At 64.7% G+C, this 19,681-nt stretch carries 13 protein-coding genes, 1 tRNA gene and 3 pseudogenes; 12 read left to right on the forward strand and 5 right to left on the reverse strand.

The features are described from left to right. Positions 1-31 precede the first annotated feature (31 nt). The 4 genes and pseudogenes from AADX97_RS24830 to AADX97_RS24845 all read right to left on the reverse strand — a co-directional run bounded on the left by AADX97_RS24830 (position 32) and on the right by AADX97_RS24845 (position 4,237). Positions 32-352 (reverse strand): annotated as a pseudogene (locus AADX97_RS24830) (CopG family transcriptional regulator). A 93-nt stretch (positions 353-445) separates the two neighbouring features. Beyond that, complete coding sequence (locus AADX97_RS24835) at positions 446-1,453, reverse strand: NAD-dependent epimerase (protein ID WP_374236768.1); 1,008 nt, start codon at positions 1,451-1,453, stop codon at positions 446-448. Positions 1,454-1,492: 39 nt separating this feature from the next. Next, entirely contained in the window at positions 1,493-3,160 is a 1,668-nt protein-coding gene (gene recN, locus AADX97_RS24840; RefSeq protein ID WP_374236767.1) for a DNA repair protein RecN, read from the reverse strand. A gap of 183 nt (positions 3,161-3,343) precedes the next feature. After that, entirely contained in the window at positions 3,344-4,237 is an 894-nt protein-coding gene (locus AADX97_RS24845) for an NAD(+) kinase (RefSeq protein WP_374236766.1), read from the reverse strand. A gap of 243 nt (positions 4,238-4,480) precedes the next feature. On the opposite strand from AADX97_RS24845, the gene hrcA reads away from it, so the two are divergent. From hrcA to AADX97_RS24900, 11 genes are all read left to right on the forward strand, one after another. Further along, the gene (gene hrcA / locus AADX97_RS24850) at positions 4,481-5,533 is read left to right on the forward strand and encodes a heat-inducible transcriptional repressor HrcA (RefSeq protein ID WP_374236765.1); all 1,053 of its coding nucleotides are present in this window, start codon (positions 4,481-4,483) and stop codon (positions 5,531-5,533) included. A gap of 84 nt (positions 5,534-5,617) precedes the next feature. Further along, positions 5,618-6,226, forward strand: a complete 609-nt coding sequence (grpE, locus tag AADX97_RS24855) for a nucleotide exchange factor GrpE (protein ID WP_374236764.1) — start codon at positions 5,618-5,620, stop codon at positions 6,224-6,226. A gap of 92 nt (positions 6,227-6,318) precedes the next feature. Beyond that, positions 6,319-8,253: a molecular chaperone DnaK gene (dnaK, locus tag AADX97_RS24860; protein ID WP_374236763.1), complete on the forward strand. Its 1,935-nt coding sequence runs from the start codon at positions 6,319-6,321 to the stop codon at positions 8,251-8,253. A gap of 359 nt (positions 8,254-8,612) precedes the next feature. Continuing rightward, on the forward strand, positions 8,613-9,743 hold the full coding sequence (gene dnaJ / locus AADX97_RS24865; protein WP_374236762.1) for a molecular chaperone DnaJ: 1,131 nt from the start codon (positions 8,613-8,615) through the stop codon (positions 9,741-9,743). Between the two features lie 170 nt (positions 9,744-9,913). Continuing rightward, positions 9,914-10,729 (forward strand): 4-hydroxy-tetrahydrodipicolinate reductase, encoded by an 816-nt coding sequence (gene dapB / locus AADX97_RS24870; RefSeq protein WP_374236761.1) that lies wholly within the window; start codon positions 9,914-9,916, stop codon positions 10,727-10,729. Between the two features lie 293 nt (positions 10,730-11,022). Further along, positions 11,023-13,440 (forward strand): fatty acid cis/trans isomerase, encoded by a 2,418-nt coding sequence (locus tag AADX97_RS24875; RefSeq protein WP_374236760.1) that lies wholly within the window; start codon positions 11,023-11,025, stop codon positions 13,438-13,440. A 184-nt stretch (positions 13,441-13,624) separates the two neighbouring features. Beyond that, complete coding sequence (locus tag AADX97_RS24880) at positions 13,625-14,440, forward strand: M48 family metallopeptidase (protein WP_374236759.1); 816 nt, start codon at positions 13,625-13,627, stop codon at positions 14,438-14,440. 7 nt (positions 14,441-14,447) lie between these two features. Next, positions 14,448-15,614 (forward strand): lipocalin-like domain-containing protein, encoded by a 1,167-nt coding sequence (locus AADX97_RS24885; protein WP_374236758.1) that lies wholly within the window; start codon positions 14,448-14,450, stop codon positions 15,612-15,614. Between the two features lie 294 nt (positions 15,615-15,908). Then, on the forward strand, positions 15,909-17,321 hold the full coding sequence (locus AADX97_RS24890) for a hypothetical protein (RefSeq protein ID WP_374236757.1): 1,413 nt from the start codon (positions 15,909-15,911) through the stop codon (positions 17,319-17,321). Between the two features lie 235 nt (positions 17,322-17,556). After that, a complete protein-coding gene (locus AADX97_RS24895) occupies positions 17,557-18,039 on the forward strand; it encodes a hypothetical protein (protein WP_374236756.1) in 483 nt (160 codons plus the stop codon). Positions 18,040-18,165: 126 nt separating this feature from the next. Beyond that, positions 18,166-18,242: transfer RNA gene (locus AADX97_RS24900), tRNA-Met, on the forward strand. Positions 18,243-18,513: 271 nt separating this feature from the next. Here AADX97_RS24900 and AADX97_RS24905 read toward each other — a convergent pair. Beyond that, positions 18,514-19,562: pseudogene (locus AADX97_RS24905) on the reverse strand (ISNCY family transposase); the annotation flags it as partial. Here AADX97_RS24905 and AADX97_RS24910 point away from each other — a divergent pair. Then, a pseudogene (locus AADX97_RS24910) lies at positions 19,488-19,681 on the forward strand (hypothetical protein); the annotation flags it as partial. The pseudogenes AADX97_RS24905 and AADX97_RS24910 overlap by 75 nt on opposite strands.

A 19,681-nucleotide genomic window follows, 5' to 3' on the forward strand; every position in this document is an offset into this window, starting at 1 on the left:
CTTGCGGCCGTGCCGCGCGGTGGCTGTGCCCTCATCGGATGCGGTCGCGCAATGCGGCCTTCACCGCGGGACCGGCCTGGAGGGCGCCGAGCACATGGACCGAGGCGATGGTCTCTCGTGCGAGATCGGCAGGCACGTCATCGGCGATGACGACGAGACAGAGCACCTGGATGTGGAGGGTCTCGCCCGCCGCCTGCACCCGTTCCAGCTTGTGCCGGTCGTACCGGCGCAGGCCCAGGTCGAGACGGTGTCTGGCGACCGATTGACGCACCGCCTCGCCGTGATGATCGAGCTAGCTGCGGATCGCGGTCCGGATGAAGTCGGTGCGGTTGGAGTAGAAGCCCTCCTGCACCAGCAGACACCTAAACCGCGTCGACTCCCGAGCTCGCGGGTCGTCGTAAGCCCGAGCACCCGCTCGAACAATACATGTGGCTCAGGACGCGGTTTAGACGCGGTAGAAACCCCGATACCACTCCACGAACCGCGCCACCCCCTCGCCGACCGGGGTATCCGGGCAGTAGCCGGTGTCGCGCACCAAGTCGGTGACGTCCGCATAGGTGTCCGGGACATCGCCGGGCTGCAGGGGGAGCAGGTTCATTTGCGCTTTGCGACCCAGGGCCTCTTCCAGGAAGCCGATGTATTCCATGAGCTCGACCGGTTTGTTGTTGCCGATGTTGTAGATGCGATAGGGTCCCTGACTGGTCGCGGGATCGGGTTGTGCGCCGGACCAGGTCGGATCTCCGGTCGGGACGCGGTCCAGGACACGGATGACGCCTTCCACGATGTCGTCGACAAAGGTGAAGTCGCGACGGTGTTTGCCGTAGTTGAAGACGTCGATCGGCTTGCCGGCGAGGATGGCGCGGGTGAACTTGAAGAGCGCCATGTCGGGCCGCCCCCAGGGACCGTAGACGGTGAAGAAGCGCAGACCGGTGGTCGGGATCCGATACAGATGGCTGTAGGTGTGGGCCATCAGCTCGTTGGCCTTTTTGCTGGCGGCATAGAGGCTCAAGGGGTGATCGACATTGTGATGGATCGAGAATGGCATGGCGGTATTGGCGCCGTAGACCGAGCTGCTCGAGGCGTAGACCAGGTGCTCCACTCCGATATCCCGACAGCCTTCCAGGATGTGCGCGAAGCCGACCAGGTTGGTGTTGACGTAGGCCATCGGGTTTTCGATGGAGTAGCGCACCCCGGCTTGGGCTGCGAGGTGTACGACCCGATCCGGGCGGTGCAGGGCGAAGAGCTCGCGCATGCGCGCACCGTCCTCGATGTCGACGCGCTCGTCGCGGAAGCCCTCGAAGGGGATGGTGCGGGCGAGTCGCGCCTCCTTGAGGGCGACATCGTAATAGTCGTTGAGATTGTCGATCCCGATCACCTCGTCGCCGCGGGCGAGGAGGCGTAAGGACAGGGCCGAGCCGATAAAACCGGCGCTGCCGGTCACCATGACTTTCATGCGTTTACTCCTTCGTGTTGACCGTCGGCGTGTTGAGCGTCATCCGGCCCAGCCGAGCATCTCGCAGGCGTGGTCGCGGGTGCGTGCGGTGATCTTGGTGCCGCCGAGCATGCGGGCGATCTCCTCGACCCGCGCATCCGGGTCGAGTGTCTCGATGCGGGTGTAGGTCTGGCCGTCGAGGGTCTCTTTGCGGACCCGAAGCTGTTGGTGGGCCTGGGCGGCGACCTGGGGGAGATGGGTCACGCAGAGCACCTGGCGCGAGTCGCCGAGTCGGCGCAGCAGACGCCCGACGATCTCCGCGATCCCGCCGCCGATGCCGACATCGACCTCGTCAAACACTAGGGTCGGGACGCTTCCGCACTCGGCGGTCGCGACCTGAATGCCGAGACTGATGCGCGAGAGCTCGCCGCCCGAGGCGACCTTGGCGAGCGGCTGTAGCGGCTGGCCCGGGTTGGCGCTGACCAGGAAGGCGATGCGCTCCAGCCCGCCCGTGCCCGCGCGCTCGGACGACAGCGTCTCGATCTCCACGGCGAAGCGCCCGCCCGCCATGCCGAGCTGCTGCATGGCCTCCGTCACCGTGCGGTTCAGGCGCTCGGCGGCCCCGGCCCGTGCGTCGCCGAGGGCGCGCGCTTGGTCGAGAAAGGCGTTCAGCGAGGCGTCGCGCGAGGCGCGCAGATCGCCGAGGCGCAGATCGGCCTGCTCGAGCGTCTCCAACTCGGCTTGGCGCGCGGCCAAGGCGTCCGGCAGCTCGACCGGCAGGACGCGGAATTTCCGCGCCAGGTCGTGAATCTGCGCGATGCGGGTCTCGACCGCGTCGAGGGCGGCCGGATCGACCTCCAGACCGTCGAGATAATGGCGCAGACTTGCAGCGGCCTCGCCGGCATGGATGGCGGCTGTTTCAAGCAGGTCGCGAGGTTCGGTCAAGGCTGGATCGATCGCGGCCAGATCGGTCAGATCGGATCCGGCCGAGCGCAGCTGATCCGAGATCGCCGGCTCGGCCTCGGACAGAAGGTCGAGGACGCGGGCGGCGGTCTCCTGCAGGCGCCCCAGATGGCTCAGACGTCGCTGTTCTCGGTCGAAACTCTCGATCTCCGCGGCGCTCAGTCCCAGGCCCGAGAGCTCTTCGACCTGAAAGCGCAGCAGATCGAGTCGTTCGGCCCGTTCCTGTCGCGCCGACTCCAATGCCCCGAGCTGTTGGTCGAGCGCACGGTAGTCGCGAAAGGCCGCGGCGACCGACCCGGCGAGGACGGCATGCCCGCCGTAGGCGTCCAAAAGATCACGCTGGGCGTTGGCTCGCAGGAGCGATTGGTGGGCGTGCTGGCCGTGGATGTCGACCAAGAGGTCGCCGAGGTCGCGCAGTTGGGTGCCGGTGGCGGGACGGCCGTTGACATAGGCGCGCGAGCGTCCGTCGCGCACGATCAGGCGGCGCACCAGACAGTCGCCGTCATCGTCGAGATCCTGCTCGGCGAGCCAGGCGCGTGCACCGAGGACCGCAGCCAGGTCAAAACCGGCGACGATCTCGGCGCGCTCGCAGCCGGCGCGGATCATGGCTGCATCCGCCTTATCGCCGAGGGCGAGGCCCAAGGCATCGATCACGATCGACTTGCCCGCGCCGGTCTCGCCGGTGAGCGCCGTCATGCCCGAGGTGCACTCAAGCTCGAGCGAGCTGACGATGGCCAGGTCTTTGACAAGGATGTGTGTCAGCATCGGGGAACGTCCGACGGCACCCCTAAGGAAGGGTTCAGAAATGAGTAAAACAACTCGACGAGAGAATGCCTTTGCAACGGTGGTCGTTGTCGCAATCGCAATCGTAATCGACAACGACAACGACAACGACAACGACAACGACAACGATTGGATTCGGTGCTCAACTTATCTCGAAGACGTTGCTTAAGCCACGCCGGGGGGCATGTGGCCGCCCCAGCCGAGTTTCGCCCGCAGGATCTGGTAGTGATCGTGGCCTCGCGGGTGGAGCAGATGGGCGGAATGCGGATGTCGGACCACCTCGACGGACGCGCGCGGCGGCAGCTGCAGGTCCGCCTGTCCGTCGCAGGTCACCTGCACATAACCCTGATCGAGTCCACGCACCCTGACCTGGATCCGCCGATCGCCCGGGACGACCAGCGGCCGGTTGCTCAGATCGTGCGGGCAGATGGGCACCAACAAGAGCGCATCCAGGGCCGGGTCGACCAGCGGGCCGCCGCCCGAGAGCGCATAGGCCGTCGATCCGGTCGGGGTGGCGATGATCAAGCCATCCGAGCGCTGGGCGGAGACGAAGACACCGTCGATGTCCATTTCGAGCTCGATCATGCGGGCCGTATTCCATTTGTGGATGACGATGTCGTTCAGGGCCGAGTAGCTGCGCTCGAAACCGTCCTCGGCAATCACGCGCACCGACAACATGGCGCGGCGGTCCGATTGGTATTCGCCGGCGAGGATCGGGTCGAGCGCGGACTCGATATCCTGCGGCGAGACATCGACTAGGAACCCGAGTCGACCGAGGTTGATTCCGACCAGAGGGACGCCGTAGGAGGCCATCATACGCGCGGCGTGCAGGAGGGTCCCGTCCCCGCCGACCACGATGACCAGATCGCATCCTGCGCCGAGCTCTGCGGTCGGGACCGCTGCCCCGACCTCCGCACCGAGCAGGTGGGCGCTCTCGGCATCGAGTCGCACATGGATGCGCCGCGAACGCAGGTAGGTGACGAGATGACGCAAGGTGCCGACCACCTTCTCCGGGTCGCCTTGTTTCGCGATGATGCCGACGGTGTTGAATTGCGGCATGAGGTCTGTCAGAGGCTGGGATCCGGGAAGGGCGTACGACGCCTAAAGCTAGCATGGGCGGGGGATGGCGCCAATAGGCGCGCCGAGCAGCCTTGACAGGCTTGGCCCGAATCCCTAAATTGCGGTGTTAGCACTCTGTCGAGGTGAGTGCTAAACCGCGTCCGGTCGCTTCGAACGCGCTCCGACGAGGTCGCTCGTTGCGGTCGGAATCCATATCATCGCCGGTTTCATGGCAGACGCACCTTGTCAATCGAGACACGTAATACCGAGGGCCAGGTCAGCGATCGTGCGCTCCACTTCCTGAAGGCGCTCGTGGAGCGTTACATTCGGGAGGGCCAGCCGGTCGGCTCGCGGACCTTGGCGAAAGACACCGGGTTGGATCTGAGTCCGGCCACGGTGCGCAACGTCATGGCGGATCTCGAGGACCTGGGGCTCGTGGTCTCGCCGCACACCTCCGCGGGACGGGTTCCGACGGTTGCGGGCTATCGGTTGTTCGTCGACACGCTGCTGACCGTGCGTCCGCCGTCCGAGGACGACATCGCCAGCCTGCGCACCCGCTTCGATGTGCGCTCCGACGCCAAATCGCTCATCGAGACGGCCTCCACGCTCTTGTCGGGCATCACGCACCTCGCCGGTGTTGTCATGTTGCCGCGTCACGAGCGCAATGTGTTTCGCCAAATCGAGCTGCTACCCTTGTCGGGGACACGGGTGCTGGCGATCCTCGTGACCAGCGAGGGCGAGGTCCACAACCGCATTATCGCGACCGAGCGACAGTTCACGGCGTCGCAGTTGGAGCAGGCATCGAATTATCTGAACGAGGTCTTCACCGGCCAAGACATCAAGGACGTGCGCAAGCGTCTTGTCGAAGATCTCAAGAACACGCATCGGAATATGGATCAGCTCATGATGCGCGCCGTCATGCTGGCCCACGAGGTGATCGAGTCGGCCGAGCGCAAGGACGACTGCTTTATCGCAGGGCAAACCAATCTTATGGAGTTCGGCGAGCTGGCCAGCATGGAGCGGCTCAGACAGCTGTTCGAAGCCTTCAACGAAAAGCGCGAAATTCTTCACATCCTCGACCGTTGTATCGCTGCCGACGGGGTGCAGATATTTATCGGCGAGGAGTCGGGTTATGCGCTGCTCGACGACTGCAGCGTCGTGACCCAGACCTATCGGGTGGACGACAAGGTCGTCGGGGTGCTGGGCGTGATCGGCCCGACGCGCATGGACTACGAGCGCGTCATCCCGATCGTGGACGTCACCGCGCGACTGCTGGCGGCGGCGCTCCGACAATAGTTTCTGGTTTTTGGGGTCGGTCGTACGGCCGAGACGCCGACATCGATGCGCGGCGCACGGCGGACCGAGATACGGGAGAATTGAATGAGTACGGAATCAGCAAAACAGACCGAATCGAACGCGTCGGTGGCGGAGGAGGAGGCCCTTCTGGAGGATGCCTCGGCGTCCCGTGCGGGCGACGCCGAAGGCGAGCGCGCGAGTGCTGCGCAGGTGCCGACGCCAGAGGAGCTCCAGTCGGAGCTGGCCGCCGCACGCGCCGAGGCGGAATCGCTGCGCGACCAAGCGCTGCGGGTTCGCGCCGAGATGGAGAACCTCCGGCGGCGCCACACCATCGAGCTGGAGAAGGCGCACAAATACGCGCTCGACAGCTTTGTCCGCGAGCTCCTGCAAGTGCGCGACAGCCTCGAGCTCGGACACGATGCCGCACTGGCGGAGGGCGCCGATATCGCCAAACTGCGCGAAGGCACGGAGCTGACGCTGAAGCTGCTTGGCGACGTGATGGATCGCTTCGGCGTGGTCCCGGTGGATCCGATCGAGCAACCCTTCGACCCGGAGTTTCATCAAGCGATGACGATGCAGTCGCGCTCGGATCTGCCGCCGAACACCGTCGTGGCGGTCATGCAGAAAGGCTACACGCTCAACGGACGCTTGGTGCGCCCGGCGCTGGTCATGGTCTCTCAACAGGCATCCTGATATCGGCTTGAACGATCGGGGGTTTTCCCCAACCTCCGAGGCAATTTCGAGGCCGTTCGGCCACACAAGACACATTTTTGGAGAATATGCTCATGGGAAAAATCATCGGTATCGACCTCGGGACGACCAACTCCTGCGTCGCCGTGATGGAAGGAGACAGTGTGAAGGTGATCGAGAACGCCGAAGGCGATCGCACCACGCCGTCTATCGTCGCCTACACGGGTGACGGCGAGGTGCTGGTCGGACAGTCCGCCAAACGCCAGTCGGTCACCAACCCGGCCAATACCCTCTTTGCGATCAAGCGTCTGATCGGACGTCGCTACGAGGACAGTGTCGTCAGCAAAGACAAGGACATGGTCGCCTACAAGATCGTCAAGGCGGACAACGGCGACGCCTGGGTCGAGGTCAACGGCAAGAAGATGGCCCCACCGGAGATCTCGGCGAAGGTCCTCCAGAAGATGAAGAAGACCGCTGAGGACTATCTGGGCCACGCGGTCACCGAGGCCGTCATCACGGTCCCGGCCTACTTCAACGACTCGCAGCGCCAGGCGACGAAGGACGCGGGGCGGATCGCCGGTCTCGAGGTCAAGCGCATCATCAACGAGCCGACCGCGGCGGCGCTCGCCTACGGGATGGACAAGAAGCGCGGCGACCAGAAGATCGCGGTCTACGACCTGGGCGGCGGCACCTTTGACGTATCCATCATCGAGATCGCCGAGATCGAGGGCGAGCATCAGTTCGAGGTGCTCTCGACCAACGGGGACACCTTCCTGGGCGGCGAAGACTTCGACATGCGCATCATCGACTTCCTGGTGGCCGAGTTCAAAAAGAGCCAGGCCGTGGATCTGCGCAATGACCCGCTTGCCCTGCAGCGCTTGAAGGAGGCCGCCGAGAAGGCCAAGATCGAGCTCTCCACGAGCCAACAGACCGACATCAATCTGCCCTACATCACGGCGGATCAGACCGGGCCCAAGCACCTCAACGTCAAGCTGACACGCGCCAAACTCGAATCCCTGGTCGAAGAGCTGGTCGACCGGACCATCGAGCCCTGCCGGATCGCGTTGAAAGACGCCGGCCTGACCGCGGGTGAGGTCGACGAGGTGATTCTGGTCGGCGGTCAGACCCGGATGCCCAAGGTCCAGGCCAAGGTCGAGGAGTTCTTCGGCAAGACACCCCGCCGCGACGTTAACCCGGACGAGGCCGTCGCTATCGGCGCGGCCATCCAGGGCGGCGTGCTCGGCGGCCAGGTGAAGGACGTGCTGCTGCTCGACGTCACCCCGCTCTCGCTCGGCATCGAGACCCTCGGCGGCGTCATGACCAAGCTGATCGAGAAGAACACCACCATTCCGACCTCGGCGCAGCAGGTCTTCTCGACCGCGGACGACAACCAGACCGCGGTGACCGTGCACGTTCTGCAGGGCGAGCGCGAGCGTGCGATCCACAACAAGTCGCTCGGGCGCTTCGACCTCAGCGATATCCCGTTGGCGCCGCGCGGCGTGCCGCAGATCGAGGTCAAGTTCGATATCGATGCCAACGGTATCCTCAACGTCTCGGCCAAAGACAAGGCGACCGGCAAAGAGCAGTCCATCATCATCAAGGCGTCCTCGGGTCTTTCGGACGCCGAGATCGCGCAGATGGTCAAGGATGCCGAGGCCCATGCCGAGGAAGACCGCCAGTTCCACGCGCTGGTGGCCGCGCGCAACCACGCCGACACCATGATCCATGCGACGCGCAAGTCGATGGAGCAGCTCGGCGATAAGATGGAGTCCGGCGAGAAGGCATCGATCGAGGCCGCGATCAAGGAGCTCGAGGATGTCATGAAGGGCGAGGACAAGGACCGTATCGAGTCGCTGACCAAGAGCCTCGGCGATGCCTCCGCGAAGATGGCGGAGCGGCTCTATGCGCAGAGCAGTGCCGGTCCCGGCGCGGGTCCGACCGGTGCCGGCGAGCCGGAGGGTTCGGCCGGTCCGGCGCGCGACGACGTGGTCGACGCCGAGTTCGAAGAGGTCAAAGACGACAAGAAATAAATCATGTGATTTCCGGGATTAAGGCGCTTTCCGCAAAGTTCCATACCCGTAGGTTGCGCTGACGATAGGAAGCACAACTTCCGCCGAAGGCCGGTAGTGCCTCGCACGGCTAGGCACAAGCTGCGGTCGGCGCATACCCGGAAGACCGGCCGGTGCTGTAGGGGCGAATCAATTCGCCCCTACACGACGGCCGTTCCTTTCCCGGAAAATCATCTAAAGCGGCCGGCCGGATCGAAATCACCCCCGGACATGTTGGTATCTCGATCGGTGCTCGGTGGTTTCGAGAAGATGCTCGGCCCCTGTCATCCGGTCACGCTGCAGCGCCCTCGGTTACGACTCTGGACGCGGTTTAGGATTCAATGGCAAAACGCGATTATTACGAGGTCTTGGGCGTCGCGCGCAACGCGAGCGAGGCCGATCTCAAGAAGGCATTTCGTCGCCTGGCGATGAAGTATCACCCGGATCGCAATACCGGGGATGCGGATACCGAGGCCAAGTTCAAAGAGGCCAAGCTGGCGTACGATGTCCTGAGCGATCCGAAGAAGCGCTCGGCCTACGATCAGTTCGGCCATGCCGGGGTGGATGCCGGCGCGGGCGGATTTGGTGGTCCTGGCGCGGACAGCGGGGCCTTCTCCGATATCTTCGGGGACGTCTTCGGGGACATCTTCGGCGGGCGCTCGGGCGCTCGACGGACCCAGCGCGGGGTGGATCTGCGCTACGACATGTCGCTCAGTCTCGAGGACGCGGTCAGCGGCAAGGAGGTCAAGTTCCGCATCCCGGTTCAGGTGGACTGTCAGTTCTGCGGCGGTACCGGGGCCAAGCCGGGCACCAAGCCCAAGACCTGCTCGACCTGCGGGGGAAGCGGCCAGGTGCGGATGCAGCAGGGCTTCTTCTCCATCCAGCAGACCTGTCCGACCTGTCGCGGGACGGGCAGCGTGATCGAGGAGCCTTGTAGCCATTGTCGGGGTCGGGGCCGGATCCAAGAGGAGAAGACCCTCTCGGTGCGGGTGCCTGCGGGCGTCGACACCGGCGACCGGATTCGCCTCGCGGGTGAAGGCGAGCGCGGCGAGTACGGGGGACCGCCCGGCGATCTTTATGTCCAGATCCAGGTCAAGGCGCACCCGATCTTCACCCGCGAGGACAGTCATCTGCACTGCGAGGTGCCGATCGGTTTCGTGACCGCCGCACTCGGCGGCGAGCTTGAGGTTCCGACCCTCGACGGCAAGGTGATGCTCAAGATCCCGGCCGGCACCCAAACGGGCAAGATGTTCCGCGTGCGCGGCAAGGGCGTCAAACCGGTCCGCGGCGGTGTGATCGGCGATCTCATCTGTCGCGTGACGGTCGAGACGCCGGTGAATCTCACCGAGCGCCAAAAGGACCTGCTGCGCGAGTTCGAGACCAGCATGACGGAGGGCGGGTCGCGACACAGTCCGCAGTCGCATTCCTGGCTCGATAGTGTGAAGAGCTTTATCGACAAGATCGGGCTCTAAAGCTGAACCGCGTCCGGCGCTTCCTTGGTCGAGTCGAGTCTCGTGTCGGTCGTTTTCGCATCGATCGGCGTTCGAGTCGACGCGGTTCAGGAAAATTTTTGCGGGGCCCATGTCCCGAGAGTTTCCGGGTCCGACCACTAACCACTAACCACGACACTTCAGGAGCTACGATGCAACTCATCAGGATCGCCGTGGCCGGGGCGGGCGGGCGTATGGGCCGCACGCTGGTGCAGGCGGTGTGCGAGGCCGACGGGCTTGTGTTGCGTGCGGCGACCGAGCGGGCGGGTAGTTCATTGCTCGGGGCGGATGCCGGCGAGTTGGCGGGGGTCGGTCGTCTGGACGTGTCGGTGGCCTCGGATTTGGCGGGGTGCTTGGACGACTTCGACGTCCTGATCGACTTCACCTCGCCTGCGGCGACGCTCGCGCATCTCGAGGTCTGCCGCGCCGCCGGCAAGGGCATGGTGATCGGCACGACCGGGCTCGACCCGGCGCAGCGCGACCTGATCAACGCGGCCGGTCGGGAGATCGGCATCGTCTTTGCGCCGAACATGAGCGTTGGTGTGAACCTCTGTTTCAAGCTTCTGGACATCGCCGCGCGGGTGCTCGGCGACGAGGTCGACATCGAGATCATCGAGGCGCACCACCGCCATAAGATCGATGCGCCGTCCGGGACCGCGTTGCGCATGGGCGAGGTGATCGCTTCGGCCTTGGGCCGGAACCTCGACGAAGTCGCCGTTTACGGGCGTGAAGGGCAGACCGGACCGCGCGAGCGCCGTACCATCGGATTCGAGACCATCCGGGCCGGGGACATCGTCGGCGAGCACAGCGTTTGGTTCGTCGCCGACGGCGAGCGGGTCGAGATCGCCCATAAGGCATCGAGTCGGATGAACTTTGCGCGTGGCGCCGTTCGGGCCGCGGGCTGGATCGCCGGGCGTGGCCCTGGGCTGTTCGATATGCAGGATGTCCTCGGGTTGCGGGGATTATGAGCTGATTTCCGGGATAGGGCCTCGATCATCGTTTCGGCCGCAGCGGCAGCGTCCAGGTCGCCGACCGCGATCGCCCGGGTACGCCGACTTCAGTCGGCCCTCGAGCACGCCCGCACGGCGGACTGAAGTCCGCCTCCCCAGGGGCCGACTGAAGTCGGCGTACCCAGGTGTGGGGTCGAAGTCTTGCGTCCGGTTGGGAAACACAAAAGGACTCGATGCCTTCCAGGCACTCGCTGTCGGGATGACTATTCCCGGAAATCACCTAAGTACACTCCGCTTCGGAGGCTTCGCGGATGTCCCTTTACACAGGAACCGACGCCGTGCCCCGGCAATTGATGGCGGTCATCGCCATCGCAGCGATCATCCTGTCTTTGCCGCTGCGTGCCGCGGACCCGCAGGGCACCGCCCGCGCGTCGATCACCGATGTCTCGGCCGTATCCGTCGGCTCCGAGGCGCCGCGCTACAGCACGCAAGTCCAACCCATCTTCGACCGCCGCTGCATCGCCTGTCACGGCTGTCTGGGCTCGCCCTGCAACGTCAAGCTGGATTCATTCCGTGGGGTCGATCGTGGCGGCTTCGGTAAGAACCCCTACTCGACGCGTCTGACCGCGGATCCGCGCACCGACATGGACGCCGCCAGATCCACGGCCGAGTGGCGCGAGCGCGGCTTCTATCCCATCTTGGCGCGCACCGCGTCGGCGCAGACCAATCTCGACGACTCCATCCTCTATCGGATGATCGACGCCGGCATGCGGCACAACGGCCCCGGCTTCTCGCGGGAGTCCGTCGATCCCTTTCGGCTGCAACGCTTCGCGGCGACCTGCCCCTCGACGGCCGAGGCGCTTGCCGCACGGCTTCAAGAGCACCCCGGTCTGGGGATGCCCTTCGGCCTGCCGGCGCTCGCCGAGGAGGACTTCGTAATCTTGCGCGACTGGATCGCGCAGGGCGCGCCCGGACCGACCGAGGCGGAGGAGGCTCAAGCGCAACAGGCCGCCAACCCGACGGCCGTCGCCGCTTGGGAGGCCTTCTTCAACGGCGCGGATCCCCGCCAGGCGCTGGTCAGTCGCTTCATCTTCGAGCATGTCTTTCTCGCCACCATCGTGCTGGAGGACAGCCCCGGAGATCGTTTCCGCTTGGTGCGCTCACGCACCCCGCCGGCACGGGTGTTGGACGACGGTCAAGGCGGTCGCCGGGTCGAGTCCACGCCCATCGATCTCATCTCCACCGCACTGCCGTACGGCGATCCCGGCGTGGAGCGGTTCTGGTACAGGCTGGAGAAACTGACCGAGGCGCCGGTGCAGAAGAGCCTCTTCGTCTGGCGCCTCGCCCCGACCGACATCGCGCATCTGAGCGCGCTCTTTCTGGCGCCGGACTGGGCTGCGGATGCGGATCTGAATCCACCTTGGGACATCGGCAATCCCTTTCGCGTCTTCGCGGCGATCCCGGCCGAGTCTCGCTACCGCTTCCTGCTCGAGAACGCCGAGGTCATCATCGGCGGGATCACCTACGGACCCGTCTGTAATGGCCAGATCGCGACCTATGCCGTGAAGGATCAGTTCTGGGTCTTCTTCCTGGACCCGGCGCACGATGTCTCGGTGCGGGATCCGAGCCTGGGTCTCGACGGTTGGGATCTCTTCATGGACCGCTCGCTTGTGGGCAACGCCGAGTATCTGGATGCCTACGCCAAGACCCGGGCACGGCTCGACCCGGACGGCTTGTCGCTCGACGCGATCTGGGACGGCGACGGGGATAACCGCAACGCCTGGCTGACCGTGCTGCGCCACGAGACCAACGTCTCGGTGCTCCAGGGCGCCCGGGGAGGCATGCCGCAGACCTTCTGGCTGATGGGCTACAACGGGCTGGAGCGTCTCTACTACGACACCGTGGCCAGCTTCGAATACTGGGCCGGCGACGGGCCGAAGCTCCAGACCCTGCTCTTCTTCAACATGCTGCGCCAGGAGTTCGAGGACGGTTTCATCGGGCTGCTGCCGCGCGAGGAGCGCGAGCGGATCCGTCACCAATGGACGCGAGGCATCGGCTCCGTGGCCCTGAGCCTGATCCCGTTCGAGACCGCGGAGCAGCCGACGCGGGTCGCTGTCCGCGGGCCGGATCCTCTCCTCGACCTGGTCGAGCAGATTGTGCAACGCCTCGGGCCGCGCATCAGCGGCCTGCCGGATCGGCTGAATCCGCGGGTCAAGCCCGAGCTTGCCGTCGACGCCTCCATCGATGACTTCGCCGACTGGGAAGCGGCCGTGTCGATGCTGACGGCCGTTCAGGGACAGCCCTTCGTCCCCGAGATGCCGAGCGTCCTGGTGCTTCGGCTCAATCGTGCGGAGGGTCCGCCGCAGGATCGCCACCGGGTCTATTCGTTGGTGGCAAACCGGGTCTACAAGTCCCAGTACACGCTGATGTTTCAGAACGGTCAGGCGCTCCCGGACGAGGACACGCTCAGTCTTTATCCGACGCTGGTCAACGGCTTCCCGAATCTCTTCATCGATCTGGATCTTGCCGACGCGCGCCGTTTCCTGACGGATCTGCGCGCCGTTCGGAGCAAAGCCGACTGGAATCGGTTCGCCTCGCGCTTCGGGATCCTGCGCGACAGTGCGCGTTTCTGGCCCTTCTACGATTGGATCAACCGCTGGAATGTCGAGCACCGCGGCGACGCCGCGGGCTGGCTCGATCTCAGCTACTACGACGCGCCCGAGACCTGACGGGGAGCCGACGAGCGCCTGGAACGGTTGGGCCTCTGGTGTGCCGAGTGGCATGCCCCCACTCTGGACTGTCATGCAAAGACAAAGCCGTATCCACGTCTCTCATCATGCCTGCTCGATCCTCGGCGGGTGTGCTCCACGGAAGCCTAGCCGGGGCCGACCTCGCCGGAGACCCCGCGCATCCGTGCGTACGGTTGTGCCGCCGCGGCGGGAATCGTCGCAATGGCGGCGCCTGTTGGCCGTCTCCTGCGTCCTGCTCGCGCTTGCCGGTTGCGCCACGGCGCCCGAGACCGGCCGCCGCCAGGTGCTGCTGATCGACAGCGCGCAAGAGGCTCAACTGGGGCTTCAGGCGTTTCAGCAGATCAAGCAGGACACGCCTGTCTCCCGAGACCGTCAGGCGAATGCTCAGCTCCAATCCGTCGGCAAACGCATCGCGAGCGTCGTGAACATCCCGCATGCGCAGTGGGAGTTCGTTCTCTTCGAGTCGGACGAACCCAACGCCTTCGCGCTGCCCGGCGGCAAGATCGGCATCAACACCGGCATCCTACCGATTACGCAGACCGAGGCCGGACTCGCGACCGTCATCGCACACGAGATCGCGCATGTGGCCGCCCGCCACGGGGCCGAACGGATGTCTCAGGACCTGCTCGTGCAGGTCGGCGGCACGGCGTTGTCCGCCGCACTCGGCAGCCGATCGCCGGCCACCCGTGATCTGGCCCTGCAGGCGTACGGCATCGGTACAGAGGTTGGTGTCATGCTCCCCTATTCACGCACCCAGGAGTACGAGGCCGACCGAGTCGGCCTGCTCTATATGGCCCGAGCCGGCTTCGACCCGACCGAGGCGGTCGGATTCTGGGAGCGCTTTCAGGCCGAGAATCGGGGCAGTGGAACCCGAGCTCCGGAGTTCCTGAGCACACACCCGCTCGACGATGCACGTATCGCCCAGATCCGGCGCTTCCTCCCGCAGGCAATCGCCGAATATGAAGCAGCGCGGCGTTGATGCAGTCATGAAGCCGCTGTTGGTCCTGATCAGCCTGTTGGTTCTGATCGCGGGACTCGCCTCCCTCTGGACCCTTGGGTCTCGAGGCCCTGAATCGATGCCGGGGCCTTCGGTGGACGCTCTGCTCGATGTCGATGTCGTCGCGGAGGGCTTTGCCGAGATTGTCGAGGACAGGCCATTGCGCTTCCCGGCGGATCATGGCGCCCATCCAGAGTATCGGGGGGAGCTGTGGAATCTGTTCGGACAGCTGACCGACACCGAGGGCGGACGCTACGACGTCCAGCTCGGCATCACACGGCTTGCGCTCGCTGCGAATCCCCCACCGCGCGCGTCCGCCTGGGCGGCCAACGCCGTCTACCGCGGTCGACTCACGCTCATTCGGGCCGACGAGCCCGGGGTGCGGTCGGCCGAGCGGCTGACGCGTGCCGCCTCGGGCCTTGCCGGAACCGGCTCTCAGCCGACGTCGGTTTGGATCGAAGACTGGTCTTTGTCGCTTGCCGATGGCGGACAGGAGCTGCCGCGCATGCGACTGGTCGCAGGCGGCGAGGGGCCAGCGCTCACCTTGGATCTGGTCGCGGGCAAACCCGCCATCCCCTTTGCCGATTTGGGTCTGTTGAGTGGCGATGTCGGCGGGTTGGGACTGCAGGCGTATCTGCTCCCGCGCATGGCGGCCGCCGGCACTCTGACCCTGGATGGCGAGCCTCGGTCGGTGGAGGGGCAGGTCTGGCTCGATCATGCTTGGGGGACGCTTCCGACGAGCGGGGGCCGGGTCGGGTTAAACCGGTTCGCCATCCAACTCGACCAGAACCGCGAGCTGGTCTGTCTCCAATTGCGTCGTGAAGACGGCACCGGGACACCCATACCCGCCTGCGCCCTGATTCTCGCCGATGGGCAGGTGCAAGGTTTTCGGCGCCGCGAGATCCGGCTTGAGCCGTTCGAGCGCTGGCTTAGCCCGCGCAGCGGGGCACGCTACCCGGTGGCTTGGCGGCTGAGCATCCCGATCCTAGATCTGGAACTGGAGCTCACCCCGCTGGCGCGGGATCAAGAGGCCGACGACGCGGTCCGACTCTGGACCGGCGCGGTGCAGGCCGAGGGTCGTCTGGGCGGAGATGTCATCGCCGGGCACGGGCGGATCGAGGCCACGGCCGAGGTGGCTGCGCCGTCCGGGACCTGAGCGCGTTAAGGCGAACTCCGGAAACCTTCATGCCAAGGGCGTAGGTTGTGCCGAGCCGTGCGAGGTACAACCAACCGTCGTCGCAAGTTGTGCTTCCTATCGTCAGCACAACCTACGGGTATGGAAGTTTGCGGAAATCGCCTAACCTTTCAATCAAACCGGATCATTATGGTGTTCCCCATCCGTTTTATACCCAATGTGCGCCGGTTTTTCGGCTTCCAGGTCGCTGAGTCACTGTTCAAGAATTCGTTGCTATCCGCTCGCCACTCACCACTCACCACTCTCGGCTATCCATTGCTTCACGTCCTTCTGGTCCTGCCGACGCTGGCCTTGCTCGGTTGCGATCGAGGTCCGACCGAGAAGGACGGCGTCTACAAGGCCGAGGTCGGGGAGATCCCGGCATCGCCCCAGCGGCCGGGCGACCCCGACGCGGGTTACGACGCGCTCCTCAACCGCTCGGTCGCCACCTGTGGTCTACCCTACGGTGCCTATCTCAAGACCCGGGGTGCCGCGCAGGATGCGGGTCCGCAGTTCCCGGGCCGCACGGGACGCAACGCCGAGCTTCCCTACATGCTGACCTCGCATGTCGCGGCCTCCGGGGTCGAGATCGTGACCTCGAACTGCATGGCCTGCCATGCATCGACCTTCAACGGCGAGCTGGTCATGGGCCTGGGGAACGAATTTCTCGATCTGACCGCCGACCCCTTGGTCGGGATCGAGGCTGCAGCCGCGCTGGTCAAGGACGGCCCCGAAGCGACGGAGTGGCGGCACTGGGCCGATCGGATCGGCGCCATCGCCGACTATATGATGACGGACACCGTCGGCGTGAACTCCGCGAACAACCTGACGCTGGCCTTGATGGCGCACCGCGACCCGGAGACGCTGGCCTGGTCCGACACACCCCTGATCGAGCCGCCGTCGCAGACGCCGCTCCCGGTGAGTGTTCCGCCTTGGTGGAACATGGGCAAAAAGCACGCGATGTTCTACAACGGCGAAGGACGCGGCGACCATGTCCGCTACATGATCCTCGCCTCCACCACCTGCACCGATTCGGTCGAGGAGGCCGCCGAGATCGACGCCTGGTTCGTCGACGTGCGTGCCTATCTGGCCAGCCTGCGGCCGCCCGTGTACCCCTTCGCTGTCGATCGGGCGCTCGCCGAACGCGGCGAAGCGGTCTTCGAGAAGACCTGCAAGGAGTGTCACGGGACCTACGGCGAGACGCCGACCTATCCGAATCGCGTCATCGCACTCGGCAAGGTCGAGACCGATCCCGAGCTCGCGCGCAAGGGCTTCAGCGATGCGGACCGCTTCCTGAAGTGGTTCGGAAGATCCTTCTACGGCGAGCTGTCTCAGGCAGCACCGGCGCTCGGCTATGTGGCACCACCGCTCGACGGGGTCTGGGCGACCGCCCCCTATCTGCACAACGGCTCGGTACCGACGATTGCGACCCTGCTTGACAGCCGCTCGCGCCCGACTTTCTGGCGGTTGGATCGGGAAGGCGACGGCCGGCCCGCGTATGATGAGGTCGGCCTCGGCTGGACCTATCGGGCGTTGGACAACGGCAAGGCCGGCGCCATGAGCTGGGAGGAGCGCAACCAGATCTACGACACCGGGCTTCCCGGCTACGGCAATCAGGGCCACACCTTCGGCGACGATCTCAGCGACCCTGAACGCTTGGCCCTGCTCGAATATCTCAAGACGCTTTAAACCGCGCCCAGCGCGGTATGCGATGTTTGTGGATGGGATCGGCCCCGGCAGACTTGACGACCTTTGGAGTCTGCGCGGTTTAAGGTATTAAAAAATATATCATTTTAAACCGCATCCCCGCTAAAAGTTGTGGATGCACCAAACGTCGAGATTACTCGAAAATGAGCATCTCGCTCTGGACGCGGTTTAGACCATCGCAACACCTTCAACATAATAGATAAAGAGGACAACGCAGATGATTCGAACGACAAGCATCCCCGTGATCCTGGTTGCCGCCCTCCTGACCGGCCCGCTGCCGGTCCTTGCCGGAGACGACAAGCATGATCTCGGGCTGGTGACCTGGATGGGGCAACTTCAGTACTACACGCACAAGCTCGGCCTCTCCGTCGACGCCGGAAACAAGCCGCTTATCGCGTACTACATCCACGAGGTCGAAGAGGTCATCGAGGCGATCGAGGACATCGACGAAGCCGACGGCGTCCCCATTGGCAAGCTCGTCAAAGAGATCCTACTGCCGACCTTCGAGAGCCTCGAGGCGTCCTTCGAGTCAGGCGACGAGTCGCGTGTCGATGCCGATTACAACGGGCTGCTCGGTGCCTGCAATCAGTGTCACGAGAAATCAAACCGTCCCTATCTGATCGTCGAGCGACGGCACGACAATCCCTACATGCAGCGCTTCAAACCGAGCAGGGCGGCGGTCTCGTCCGCTTCCGAGTAAGCCGCAGCCTTCTTCGAATTGAGATTCTGCCGCGCACGAAGGGGAGGCCGGATGCGGGTCGAGCGAATCGACGATCAAAAAGCGCTTGCGCTTTCGGCCTTTCCCCTATAATCTTATCGACTCAGTTGCGGGGTGGAGCAGTCAGGCAGCTCGTCGGGCTCATAACCCGAAGGTCGTAGGTTCAAATCCTGCCCCCGCTACCAAATAAAACAAGGGCTTATGGTTGATCGCCGTGAGCCCTTTTTCGTTGGGTCGGATTCATTTAGCCACTATGTAGTGCTCGACCGAGAACCCCGTTTTTTTCCCGCCCCGGCAACCCGTCCTGAATGGCGGGCCGGGGCCGGCGTATTCAATTGAGCCTCATTCGAGGCCTATTCGCGCGATCAAGCTGCCTGAATAAGAATGACTCGCATCACCGCCGGACTGCAGGCGTACCACTCCCGTCGGGGTCGGCACCGGACCCGATCGAAAGGGTCAAGCCGTGCGTCGGCGGCGCTGTCGTTCCCGCTCGCGCCGCGCCTCCTCGGCCTCCTGCGCGAGCAGCAGCGCGCCGATGCGCTGGAGGTTGCGCGCCACCACCGCCAAGGCGACGTAGCGCTTGAAGCCGTCGATCCCGTGATCGCGACAGCGGTCGAGCCTGTGGATCTGCGTTGATGGCGGACTCCACGGCGGAGTGTTTGCGGCGCAGCTGGATGAAGCGCGGATCGCCTTCGCGTTCGCGCTCCGCGGCCGAGCACTTGCCCTTCTTCGGCAGCACCGGAAAGTCGAACACCTCGGCCAACCCGCGTTGGTTGGCGGGACTGTGAAAGCCCTTGTCCATACTCGCGCCGGCGACCGTCGGGAAGCGCGCCACGATCTCCTCCACCAGGGGCACGGCGATCTGATCGTCGGTGATGCGTTCCATGACCCGATGGTGCAGGATGAAGCCGTGCTGGTCTTCGCTGATCGCCACGCGCAGGCCCAGCTCCACCGGCACGCCGGCCTTGCCTTTGCTGATCCACTCGGAGTGGGGCTGGAAGATCGAGAAGACCTTCTCGGCATGCGGGATGGTCTGTCCGCACAGCACGCGGCGGCGGATCTGGTCGATCTGCCGCTCGCCGTGGGCGATGAAGGCATCCAGCGGCGCGAGCTGGACGTCCGGCAGCGCGGCGATCAGGCGCAGACGGATACGCGTCTCGCGCGCCCGCATCAGCAAAGCCACCGGCCAACTCTAGATAGGCGGCATAGGCCGCTGCGATCTCGACACGCCGTGCGGCCCGTTGGTCCGGATCCTGCGCGGTGGAGTGCTTGAGGGTTTGCGCCCGACGATAGGCTTTCTTCAAGCAGCGCACGTTGTAGGCGCTTTGCCGCCAATCGCTCGGGCCGGCGTCCTCGCACAGCCCGGCGCTGGTCTGGATGGCCTTGCGCACGGCGTCGTAAAGCAGGTTGATGTCGGTCGGGTAATGCACGTGGGTCTCGACCACGAAGGAGTCACACCGGATCGCGAGGGGCTCGTCGGGATTGGTTTTGACCAGGGCATGGCCGGTAAGTGTCAAGGTAGTTGTCGCATTAATCATGTCATGTTTGCGTCGGCCTTCTCCGGTTCACGAGGGGGTTTTCCGGGGTTGAGCAAGACCGAAGCGGGCGGCGTCCAATTGCGGGT

The sequence above is a fragment of the Thiocapsa sp. C2-2m genome (assembly GCF_041903745.1).
Classification (GTDB): Bacteria; Pseudomonadota; Gammaproteobacteria; order Chromatiales; family Chromatiaceae; genus Thiocapsa; species Thiocapsa roseilacustris.